The sequence below is a fragment of the Flavobacterium gelatinilyticum genome (assembly GCF_027111295.1).
GTDB lineage: Bacteria > Bacteroidota > Bacteroidia > Flavobacteriales > Flavobacteriaceae > Flavobacterium > Flavobacterium gelatinilyticum.
This window is the reverse complement of record NZ_CP114287.1, coordinates 2,979,197-2,991,404: the sequence shown is the minus strand read 5'-3', so window position 1 is coordinate 2,991,404 and position 12,208 is coordinate 2,979,197. Positions and strand designations below refer to the sequence as shown.

The 12,208-nt window shown below is 31.4% G+C and carries 9 protein-coding genes; all 9 read right to left on the bottom strand.

What is annotated here, in order from left to right; all coding sequences use genetic code 11:
* Positions 1–85 precede the first annotated feature (85 nt).
* The gene (locus OZP11_RS12635) at positions 86–1,570 is read right to left on the bottom strand and encodes an outer membrane beta-barrel protein (RefSeq protein ID WP_281230922.1); all 1,485 of its coding nucleotides are present in this window, start codon (positions 1,568–1,570) and stop codon (positions 86–88) included.
* Positions 1,560–2,111 carry an RNA polymerase sigma factor gene (locus OZP11_RS12630; RefSeq protein WP_281230921.1) on the bottom strand — a complete coding sequence of 184 codons (552 nt, stop codon included), beginning with the start codon at positions 2,109–2,111 and terminating at the stop codon, positions 1,560–1,562. Before OZP11_RS12630 ends, OZP11_RS12635 begins: the two co-directional genes overlap by 11 nt.
* A gap of 9 nt (positions 2,112–2,120) precedes the next feature.
* Entirely contained in the window at positions 2,121–2,534 is a 414-nt protein-coding gene (locus OZP11_RS12625) for a hypothetical protein (protein ID WP_281230920.1), read from the bottom strand.
* Between the two features lie 664 nt (positions 2,535–3,198).
* On the bottom strand, positions 3,199–3,945 hold the full coding sequence (locus OZP11_RS12620; protein WP_281230919.1) for a LytR/AlgR family response regulator transcription factor: 747 nt from the start codon (positions 3,943–3,945) through the stop codon (positions 3,199–3,201).
* Between the two features lie 2 nt (positions 3,946–3,947).
* Positions 3,948–5,675 carry a tetratricopeptide repeat-containing sensor histidine kinase gene (locus tag OZP11_RS12615; protein WP_281230918.1) on the bottom strand — a complete coding sequence of 576 codons (1,728 nt, stop codon included), beginning with the start codon at positions 5,673–5,675 and terminating at the stop codon, positions 3,948–3,950.
* 89 nt (positions 5,676–5,764) lie between these two features.
* A complete protein-coding gene (locus tag OZP11_RS12610; protein ID WP_281230917.1) occupies positions 5,765–6,163 on the bottom strand; it encodes a hypothetical protein in 399 nt (132 codons plus the stop codon).
* A 335-nt stretch (positions 6,164–6,498) separates the two neighbouring features.
* Complete coding sequence (locus OZP11_RS12605; protein WP_281230916.1) at positions 6,499–8,196, bottom strand: hypothetical protein; 1,698 nt, start codon at positions 8,194–8,196, stop codon at positions 6,499–6,501.
* 20 nt (positions 8,197–8,216) lie between these two features.
* The gene (locus OZP11_RS12600; RefSeq protein ID WP_281230915.1) at positions 8,217–9,434 is read right to left on the bottom strand and encodes a DUF4249 domain-containing protein; all 1,218 of its coding nucleotides are present in this window, start codon (positions 9,432–9,434) and stop codon (positions 8,217–8,219) included.
* Positions 9,435–9,444: 10 nt separating this feature from the next.
* Complete coding sequence (locus OZP11_RS12595) at positions 9,445–12,207, bottom strand: TonB-dependent receptor (protein WP_281230914.1); 2,763 nt, start codon at positions 12,205–12,207, stop codon at positions 9,445–9,447.
* Between the last annotated feature and the right edge of the window lies 1 nt (position 12,208).

Below are 12,208 nucleotides of genomic sequence, written 5' to 3'. Positions count from 1 at the left end.
CTTATTTGTCTCTCTATTTTTTAAAGTGTACAAATAGTTATACGTAAGAAGTATTTAAAAAGTTACAATTGTATCAAAAATATTTTTAAAATTTATAACTAAGGCCGGATTGAAGAGAAAGACTGTATGGTTTAGCATCTTCATTTTTATTGGAAGTGCTTAGATAATATTTAAATAATGGATTTATATCCAATGCTATATGTTCTGTCAGTTTATAACTTAACCCGATACCTAAATTATAAGAAAAGCCAGTGCCGGAAATGTTTTTTGTTTCTCCAATATTTTGTGCAGATACTTTTTCTGATTTTAAGTATAGTGCATTTTTATCTAATATTAAAAAACTAAAACCTGTAAAAGCTTCGATACCAATTTTGCTCTCATCTTTTTTTACTGCATAATTAAACTCTATAGGCAGTTCATAATAAGAGAGATTTTGAACTAAATCTACCTGGTTCGAATCTCCGAAGATTGCTTTTACGTTTACTTCTGTTCTTAAATTTATATTGTTGTAATCTGAAATTAGATCCTGATTTAATCGCGTTGATGTTTTTAAATTTATTTTAGAAAATCCAGCTCTGAAACCAATTTGGTTATACATTGTTTTTACATAAACGCCATAATGTGAGGTAATAGGATGGCTTCTGGATAAATCATTCATTCTGGGGCTGATCATGGATTTATTACTTAAAGAACCAAAAACCGCTGGACCATAAAAAGTAGAAATTGTAAATTCAGGTTCAGTTTCGGTTTTCTGAGGCTGAACAATTCGCTCTTTATACTCTCGTTTTGTTGTTATTTTTTTCTTCAAGTTTATACTGTCTTTTTTTGTAATACTATCAATTTTTGGTTCATCTATTACTGTAGTGACAGTTATATTTTTCTCAGGATTATTATAAGCTATAGTGTCTTTTTCTGGAATTTTGTTTTCTGCGATTGAGTTTTTAGGATTTGTGTTTCTTGTAATTTCATTAATATTCTTTTTTTGAGATTTCTTCGGATTTTTGTAATCAGCTGTTTCTGTTTTTTTTGCAATGTAGTTTCGAGGATTGTCTTTTTTGTAAGCTGTAATTGGTTTTTTACTATTAATTGTATTTGGATTTTTTGCGTTGGTTTTTAGTGGTCTTGCCGTAATTTGTTCTTTTTTAATAGTGACTTTGTATTTTTTTACAACTTCGTATTCTTCGTATTCGTTAGTTGATGTAACAAATTTGGTCGATTGTTTTACGAGTTTTACCGTCTTGGTTTTTTTAACAGTAGTAATATCATCTAATCCTTTTTTTTGCAGGTTTGCCGGCAAAGTTTGTTTTTTAGAAAAAACTATATCAGGAACGTCTTTTTGAGATGGAGTTTTTTGGGCTGTATTTTTTTCATGGAAATCTGAATTAAAATACAGCACTGAAGATAAAATTGTAAGAGTTAGAATGCTAGGAATCAGCCATAATAAAAATCTTTTACGTCTTTTATTATTTAAATCCTTTTCAATTTTTGACCATACAAAATCACTTGGACTTTTGTCTAAATTATCCAATTTACTTTTGATTGCTTTTCCTATTTCCGTTTTATTCTCCATTTTTTTGTTTTGAATAATAAAATGTGTTTTTTGATTTGATTCTTAATTTCAAAATCTGTTTTGCTCTATGTAAATTTGATTTTGATGTGCTTTCAGATATTGATAACATGGAGGCAATTTCTTTATGCGAATAGTCATCTAGTTCATATAAACTAAAAACCAATCGGTATTGGTGCGGTAGTTTCTGAACAAAAGATAAAATGGTTTCAAGAGAAAAATCTATTTCGCTATCATTTACAGTGTCGTCTTCAGAGAAATCATCTTTAATAGCAACAAGCAGGTACGATTGTTTATATCTCGTTATTGCTTTATTAATTGTAATTCTTTTGATCCAGCCCTCAAAACTTCCGTTTCCCTTATAGTTTTTGATATTGGTAAAGATTTCAATAAAAGAATCATGCAGATTGTCTTCGGCTTCCGCTTCATTAGGGCAATATTTCAGACTAAGCACAAAAAGAGTGTTTTTATACAATTGGTATAATTCTTCTTGCGCTTTTCTGTTTTGCCTGACACAATCTTTTATGAGCTGATCTAATTTCAAAGTGTAAAACTATAATTTAGAAATTAATATAGTACTTTGGCATTGCAGTGATTTTTTGTTGTATCCTGAAATCTCTCCTTTAGTAAAATTCTTGTTGAAATAAAAAGTTGCTTCTTTCGTGCCTTGCCCCTCCAGTAAAATTATTGAGCCGCTTAAAACAGTCCATTCAATTTCATTATCGACAGTAGGTGCATTAAAAGCTTTATAGTCGTAAGTGTATTTATAAGATGTTCCTGTCTCTACGAATATCCTGCCATCAACATCGCAGCAAGTCCCACTTTTAATTTCTTTGCAATCTGGATCCTGATCATAATATTTACTCTCATCTGTTGGATTTGGACTTATTGTTTCTACAGAGTCATTATAACATGAAAATAAAAAAATCAGCAGAATTGTCGAAATAAAAATTGTTGTTTTTTTCATAGTATTTATCTTTTATAATCTATAGTATAAAAAATAATTAAAAGGTTGCGTTACTATGAAAAAAAGCCCATGTCTCTATTGTTTAAACATGAGCTTTTAAAAGATCAGAAGTATCGAATGAAGTTAGTTTCGGAATCTTGATTTTGACTTTAAACCACTTTCAGTAGTGTGAAATCGGGAGGAGATGAAAGATTTTCGGAAAAAAGAACTGAAACAATATTTACTCGTGAGAATCATCATTTCTATTCAATATTTCATCAAATATTTTTTTTAGTGAATAAACGTAAATTGGTAATGCAATGACAAGTAATATGTATTCTACATTGAATTCAGATACATTGTCTAATATTTTGTACAGGCTTATAATAATGATGACTAAAGAAGCCGTTAAACCAACCCAGGGATTGTTTTTTATTTTTTTTAGTATGGTAATAAGTTTCATCTCAGGTTGCATAAGTATTATTCTGTCCATATGTGTCTATATTGATTTGAGGTTATAAAAATAAGATCGAAGAGGGCTTGATATTGTTTTAAATGTCACGAAACCTCGTTTTAGTGTCATGAAATAAACAAAATTGTTTTTTATGTTAATTTGTTGTATAAAAAGAAAAACTCTTCTTAACGGCCTTAAGAAGAGTTTTTGTATTGAGTGTAAAGTTAATGTTTAAGAGAGGATATTCATTTTCTTTATAAAATCTTTATAAGTATCACTCAGGTTTATTTTATGATTGCCTTTTAATATAATTAGATTATCAGCTAGAATGATTTCTTCTATTTTATCTGTATTTACAATTGTATTTCTATGGGTTTTAATAAACTTGTTCTTGTCTAATAAGTCACTGATTTTGGTTAGGGAAATCAGGATTACAAATTTTTCTTTTTCGGTAATGATGTTGCAGTAACGTTCTTCAACTTCGATGTACAAAATGTCCGTTAAAACCACTTTTTTTAATGAATTTTTCTTTTTGATAAACAAAGAATCATTACTTACTACCGTGTCCTGTTCTTCGGTAAGAAAAACATTTGTCTGCTCGTAAAACTTTTCGATTGCCATTTCGATAGCATATAAAATTTCCAGTTCGTTAAAAGGTTTCATTAAAAAACTGAAAGGCTTTGTAAGTTTAGCCCTTTCAAAAATCTGACGATCCTGCGAACTGGTTAAAAACACAAAAGGTTTTGAAACATTTGGAATAATATTGATAGATTCTGCAAAAGTGATTCCGTCTGGTTTGCCATCCAGAAAAACATCGATGATTATAATATCAATAGCTTTTTCGTAAAAAAGCTTTAAAGCTTCGGTGAAATTTTTGGCTACTCCGGCAATATTATAATTGTTTTGGAGCAATATTTTTACAAGAGCTTCGCTCTGCTCCGTAGTATCTTCGATTATAAGAACATTAATATTATCCATTTTTATTTTGTTTTTGGTAATGTTACTATCATTCGAGTTCCTTTATTAAGTTCACTTTCAATTGTAAACGTACCGTTATTTTTTGCAATCATCTGTTTACAAAGTTGTATGCCTAATCCGGTTCCAATAATTTCAGAATTGCCTTTTTTTGCTAACAATTCGCCTTCCTGAAGTAATTCTGCAATGGTGCTTTCGCTCATTCCGATACCTGTGTCCTGAATAATCAACTGGCAGAAATCAGAATCGATTTCATTAGAAAGGAATGTTATTTGTCCGTTTTTAGGAGAAAACTTTATGGCATTGTCCAGTAAGTTTCTCAATACAATTTTAAGCGAATCCAGATCGACAAATAAAAAAATGCTTTTTGAAACCGAATTCTCAAACTGAATTGATTTGTCTAATAATAAAGGTTTGTAATTATATTCAATTTGCTGTACAATAGAATACAAATGAACAGATTCTCTATTGAAATACAATTGCTTGGTTTGTAATAATGCCCAATGCAGTAAATTGTCTAATAAACTGTAAGCTCCGTTTGCAATTCCGCTGTTCTGAATGATAAGCTGGTTTAGCTCATCATAATTTTTGGTTTCAAGCGTGGCAGATAATTTTGCATTACTTGTTTTTAGCGCATTTACAGAAGAACGTAAATCATGGCTTACAATAGAAAAAAGCTGATCTTTAGTAGCATTTAATTCATCAAGTTTGTTTTTTTGACGTAAAATGGTCTTGCTGTTTCTAACTTTTTGTGCGTATAAATAAACGCCACCTGTCAATAATAATAATAACCCTGTGGCAGAAAAAAAGAAAATGTTACGCTGGGTATTTTTTAGTTTATTTTCTACTGTAAGAACCTTAATTTCCTTTTGTTTCTGCGCTACAGCGAACTTTTTCTCAAAATCAGCAACTGCCCAGATTTTGTTTTGATTATTTAAAGAGTCTTTCCAGTGATCAGATTCTTTTCTGTATAGCAGTGCTTTTTTAAAATTTCCCCTGTTTTCCTCAACAACTGCCATGTTTAGGGAAGATTTTCTTTTCAAGTCAAAATGAGCTGTCTTTACAGACAAATGATACGCTTTTTCGAAAAAAGGGATTGCTTCATTGTCTTTGTATTGAATATAATACAGATTTGCGATGTTTATGTAAAGTTCAATCAATGATGTTGTGTCTTTTTCTTTTTCTTGAAGCTTAAGACTTTTAAAAAAGAATTCTTCAGCATTTTTAAATTGATTTAAATGAAGATAAGAGCTGCCCAGATTTACATAAATTGTACTTGTTTTGATCACCTGTTTATTTTTAATAGACAGTTTTTCAGCTTCTTTAAAATACTGTATTGCTTTTTCAAAATCATTTAGCTCCAAAGCAATTTCCCCAAGCTCTTTGTGTATTAAGATATAAAATTCGAATTCCCTGCTGACTAGATTTAATTCAGACTTTGCTTCTTTAAATAGTTTTTTTGCTCTAAAGGAGCTTCCTCTAAAATAGTGACAATAATCTGTTACTATCTTATCTTTTGTAGAATTAAGAAGTCTCATAGAAAATACCAGAGTCGAATCGTAATTTTTTTCAATAAAAAAGTTCTGAACTTTATTGAAATTGGGTTCATGGCTAAATTCTATTGCCTTTTTTTTGAGTGTGTTGTGAAATGTGTTGTAGGCTATGTCTTGGGCAAGTATTAAAAAAGGAAATTGAAAACATAATGAAACTAGAAATATTTTGAATTTGTTCATTTCAAAGTTTTTTGTTACTAAAAAAACATCGTTTAATTTTTATAAAAGTAAACGATGTAATTTGTCTTAAAAGAAATAGTTTAGATAGATTAGTGACTAACCGCTGTTTCTGTTCCTCTTGAAGTAATAGGATCAATATCTTGTAAGAAGGATACAACTTCTTTGATGTTTTCAACGCCTGCAGATGTATAGTCTATTTCAATATACCAAACATCGTAAGCAAGTGGTTTTATTTCGCTGAAATCATAGCAATAATTAATTTCCAGCCTGCCATCTACTTCGTTTAATTTTCCAATGTAAGGATTTTGAGCATCTTTGTAATTAACGTATAAAATAGCGCTGATTTTTAACGTTTTTACTCCAAAACGATCGTAGGTTTTTGTCGAAACTAGAGGCGGTACCGGGTTATCAAGATTAACACCGTCTAAAAAGCCAAAAGGTTCGGTATTGATTTTGTTTTGCTGGACTACTGTAAAGTTAAAGCTCATAATAAGGTTTTTAGGGTTAATAATTTTATTTTTGGAGCGTTAAAGGTATTTTTTTTATTCAATAAATTGTAAGTTTACTCGTGTTTTTTTTGTTTTTTTACATTTTCTTTATAAAACAAGCTGTAATATTAAGATTACAGTAAGAAAATGAAAAATCAATACCTTCATGAATGTGAATGAAGCAAAGTTTTAAGTGTATTTAATTGGTTTTTAAAGGCTTTTTTGAGTGTTTTGGTGTGGAAATATCATTTTAAAAGTGAAATAACTAAAAAAAACAAAACCTTTATCCTGATTTTCAGAAATAGAGGTTTTATTTTTTAAAGATTTTTAGGTGTTTATTTTACTTCAAAACTTTCTTTTAAAGATACCGGAGTTCCATTGTTTGTAAATCCTTCAAGGTTTATTTCGTATATACCCGGAACATCAGAAGTAAAAAATGAGATTGTTTTTTCTAAACCTTCCAGAGATAATTCTGGTTCCCATAAAAGCTGATGTCTGTAGTCAGGAATACGATCATATTTATTGGTATTGGTGTAATCCGGTTTAAAGCAGATTGTTTTATTTAAAGGTCTCTGAATTTCGGTTTTTAAAATATGACTGCCTTTTTCTTTAGTGATATAGTCACCGTTTTTTGTCGTAAAGCTGATAATGCCGTCAAACGCTTTTGGACCATAGACATAAACGCCAGGTACAAGACTTATTTTATAAACATTCTCCATTTTATAATCGACTAATTCATTGCTGTTCTGGATCATCAGACCGTCAACAAGAATTAATGCCGGTTCAGCGAAAAATTTAAGATCATAGTTAATATCTCTGACATGAAGGGTGAAATTTTTATTTTCCTCGCGATAATAGGCTTCTTTAACTACTTCTGTAATCGTTTCTTTTAAAGAAGGAAATTTGGTGTAATCTTCAAGAATATATTCTCTTTCTAATAATGGATTATAAAAAGGAACTGTTTTTACGTCTGGCTGTAGACTGTCTTTTTTAGAAGTATAATAAGCGTTTTCAATTTGACTGGCGACAGATCTTTCTTCTATACCGGCTTTATAATCAAAACTAAGACTTAATTCTTCTGATGATGTTGTGTTTTTTAAATTGTAAACATTCGCTTTATCAATTTCAACTGTGTAGTCGTTTTTGTCTTCACCCGTAACCTGAATTACGGCATTTGAGTAATTTGGACTTTTATCTAAAATAAAATTGAATTTACCCTCTGAATTGGTTTTAGCAATCTTAAATGCAAAATTGTCTCCGGGTAATGATAGTGCGACATTTTTTCCTGCAACTTGTTTCGGATCTTTATTGTTGGTAATTGTTCCCGAGATAATTTCTCCTCTAAGTTCCGGTAGAAAAGAGAGTTGTTCCTTCAAGGTAGTTTGTAAACCCGAGTTGTATGCCGCAAATTCATTAGAGTTCATTTGTTTTTGAGAAGGGAGATTGTCTTTCTTTTTTACTGAAAGAGAAAAGTTTCCCTTCGTATTCATCGAATTTACTGATTTCAGGCTTATTGAAACCTGTTCTCTTTTTGCAAAAAACTTTTTATTTACTTCTAAAGCATAAGACCCTGAATTTGATTTCGCTTCGAAATTGTTTGTAACATCTTTTGAGTTATTTATTTTGTCGCTGTTCGTGGTATAAGGATTTATAAGTATCAGGTCAGTTGAAGATACTTTAGAATCACTATTGTTCAGCATCCATTTGGTATAAGCAATTAGTTTGTAACTGCCTGTAGCAATTGTTGCCGGAATAAAGAAATCGCCTTCTCCTGTTCCGTTTTCAAGGTTTATTTTAGCCGTGAGAATACTTTGGTTTTCTTTGTTTACCAATTCAACATGCGCAATTTTGCTTATAGAACTAAAATTGTTGTTTGGAGAATTTAAACAATACAATTTACAGTGTAAAGTTTCACCGGCAATTAATGTTGTGTTGCTTACATGAACGAATATATTTTCAATGGTCAGTTTACTGGTTTCATTTTTTTGCAATGAACCATTCTGCGCAATAGCTGCATTAACAATGAGCAGCATAATCAGGTTTGCTATTTTTTTTAATCTATCCAAAATAAAGGTCTAATGTTAGATGAAAATGAAGTACAGTCTCCGCAAGGTGAAGGTACAAATACGAAAATGTCATCAAATCTTCCGTAATAAGCGCCTGCAGTTTTTGGCGCTTTAACGATAGAAAGAATTTTTGGACCTCTGCACCCCGGGCCCGCATCCCAGCAGTTTTGCAGTTCTTCAGGTACACATGGTATATAATATGGAGGATAAGGATCAGCTACAAAGATATCCCTAAAATTGAAAAATATTCTTTTTGATGAAACTGACGATACTTCAAAATACCCTACTATTTTTTCATCGGCATTATCATCTGATTTGAGATTTCCATAATTAAATCCAGGCTGTACCTGCGAAAAAATACTTTCAGATGTGGATAGTTTTTTTAATGTACTGTAATACGTATACGACTCTAAATTTTGTACGTATTGACGAACGATTATACTGTAACGTTCATTTAGGATAGGTTCTGCTATGCCAATAAAACGTATTGGAAGATCAATTCGGTCTTCACTTAAATCAGTAGTATTCACTAAAATCAAATTATCTGATTTTTTTGTGGTAAAACAAACTCTGGTTTCTTCTTCCCTGGGAACCACTATAAAATCAGGAAATCCGTTTGTTGTAAATGGCGCAACTATTAATTTATTAGGTTTCCAGTCAGGAGCTACTATTTTATAAGTCTCGTCATATTCATATCTGTAGAATAGTGATTTTGCACTTGGATCAAAACTGGTTACCCTAATCTGAACACCCTTTTCGCCATCGATAGTTTCGATTTTTGGTTCTACATTAATTTCGTTAACAGGTGTTAAAGTTTCAATAGAAGACGAATATGATTTTCCTTCTTTAGTAGTAAAATGCAATTGATATGATTTTTCAGGAACAGCCTGAAATGGCGCCTTTGACACATACAGTCCCGTTGCTTTTTCAAATTCAAATTCATACGATTTACTGCCGTCCTCGGTAACATAAACATTTACCCCTTCTTCAGTTGGAGGTCCATATTCTTCCAGGCGGTATGATCTTGTGATTTTGATTTCCTGCGTTTTTAGTTCGTTAGTAATATTGGCTTGCACAACAAGTATGCTTTCGAATGTATTCGATTGGAAAACATATTGTTCTGTACAGCTGCTGACAGATATACAAAAAAGTACAAGAAAAACCTTTTTGTATAAATGTTTGATATGTTTGGTTTTAAATTTCATTTTTTAATAATTAAAATTTAATGTTATACGTTATTGTTGGAATTGGCACAGAAAATATCGAAGTTTTGTATGCTTTAACCTGTCCGTTTGTCGTTATAAAGAAAATCGAATACGGATTGTTTCTTCCTAACACATTGTAAATAGAAATATTCCAAAAACTGTGGGAGAGTTTCTTTATTTTATGATTTCCTTCAATATTAAATCCAATATCTAATCGGTAATAATCCGGTATTCTGAATTTGTTTCGGTCACTGTATAAAGTGTATTCCATGCCATTATACATATAGCTTCCGATAGGGAAGGTGATAGGTCTTCCGGATTGATAAACAAAATTGCTCGACAAGCTGTATCTCTTTGTAAATTTATAATTGAGTACAGCACTTACTTCGTGCGGTTTGTCAAAATTTGTTGGGAAATAATTGCCATTGTTTACTTTTTCTTCATTAAACTGACTTGGTAATCGTATAAAAGTTCTCGAATACGTATAGCCTAACCATCCATTCAGTTTTCCAATATTCTTTTTAATCAAAAATTCAATTCCGTATGCTTTTCCTTCTCCCTGTAAAAGCTGGGTTTCGGGATTCTCATTCAGCATTAAATCAGAACCCACTTTGTAATCCAGAAGATTGGCTGATTTTTTATAATATCCTTCAAGGCTTAACTCCAATTCATCGTCGTAAAGATTTTTATAAAATCCTAAAGAATATTGCTGTGCTTTTTGTGGAGCAATATTTAAATCAGATAATTTCCATGCATCTGTAGGAGATTGTGTGGTGTTGTTTGTGAGTAAATGAATGTACTGATATGTTTTGTCGAAACTTGCTTTTACAGAAAAATCATCTGTAAACAAATAGCGTAAAGCGATTCGGGGTTCAAAACCTCCGTAGGTTTTAACGACTTCATTTTTCTTATAATATTTTATATCAGCAACTGTATTGTCATTAACCGGTGAATTAGGTTCGTAAATTCGCTGTGTAGATTCGCCCAAAGCAGAATAAGTAGAATATCGCAGCCCGAGGTTTACGAGTATTTTTTCGGTTATATTATAATTATCAGCAAGATAAACAGCCGACTCTAAAGCTTTCTCGTCTTCAATTTTTACAGGAATTATTTTTGATGCCGGATCTTTGGGATTAAGATATCCCGGCGCAATATTGTAAAGTTTACTTGAGAGACCATAATTAAAAGCATGTTTTGAATTAGGAGCATAATTACCATTGGCGATAAACTGCGTTTCATTCAGTTTATATCCGTAATCAAAAGAGTTTGGAGTTCCGTTATCGTAATCTATGTTGAATTTATATTCACTGTTTGTAAAGATGAAATCGGCTTTGCTTTTCTCATTAAATGCATGATTCCATTTTAAAGAAACTAAAGCATTACTGTATTTATAAACAGAATCAGACGAGATGCTGAAACGATCCTTGCTGTAATATAGTGTTGCTTCAACATTATTGTTTTTGGTAATCTTATGGTTGTATTTTACAATTCCGTCAAAAAAAGCAGCCTCGCTGTTTTTTAAAGATTCATCTTTAAGCCTTTTTAATATCCATTCTGAATACGTTGTTCTAAATCCTGCCAGTATGCTGGCCTTGTTTTTTATTATAGGAGTTCCAATGGTCAGATTACTTGTTACAGACCCGATACCGCCTTCGCCCGAAAATTTTTCCGGATTACCGTTTTTTGAAGAAATATCAAAAACTGAAGATAATCTGCCTCCAAATCTTGCCGGAATACTTCCTTTGTAAATATCTACTTTACTGGTTGTGTATGGATTCACAGCAGAGAAAAAACCTAAAAAATGCGAAGTATTATACAATACCGCGTTATCCAGAAGAATTAAGTTCTGGTCGTCTTTTCCGCCTCGTACATTAAATCCTGCAGAACCTTCTCCTGTCGTTTTTATTCCGGGTAAAGTTGTGGCTACTCTAAATATATCTCTTTCACCAAGTACCAGCGGAATGTTTTTTATCTTTTCAACATCAATAGTCGATACGCCTGCAATAACATCTTTTACATTCTTGTTGGCACTCTTTTTAATAACGACTTCGTCTAATTCGTTAAAGGTTTCGTCAAGAGATATGTCTAATTTTCCGTCATCATAAACCATAATTGTTTCTGTGGTTTTCTTATGATTAACTAGTTCTACGTCAATATAATTAAGGCCAAAAGGCACAATTACTTTGTAATATCCTTCGTTGTTGGTAACGGTACTGCTGTTTTTACCCCGAACTTTAATCGTTGCATTAGAAAGTGAATTTTTTGTTTTTCGATTTTTTATATAGCCCGAAATTGTATACGATTTTAATTCTCCTCCCTTTTTTTCCTTACCAATATAAAGTATTCCAGCTGCATTATTCTTCTGTGCAACAGTATCGTATTGCTGATGAAACAGGGGAGTTACCGTGACCTTATTTGGCTCCGGATTTTTTGCACCGAAATAATCATCAGGCAGCGAACTGTGAATCGTGCTGTTTTGTGTCAGGATTATTTTGTTTTCGGTAATGAAATAATTTAAAGCCGTTTTTTCAAAAAGACTGTCAAGTATTTCATTTATAGAAATATTGCTGTAGGTTTTAGTTATTAAAACGGTTTCTTTTTTAAACCAGTTCTCATCAAAATAAAATTTGTAACCGCTGACTTTTTCAATACTTTCTATGGCTGTTTTTAAATCAGTATTGTTAAAATCTATGGATATTTTTTTGCTTTTTTCCTGACTAAATGATACTGTAAAAAAGGCAGATAAAAATAATGTGAGTATAATTTTTTTCATG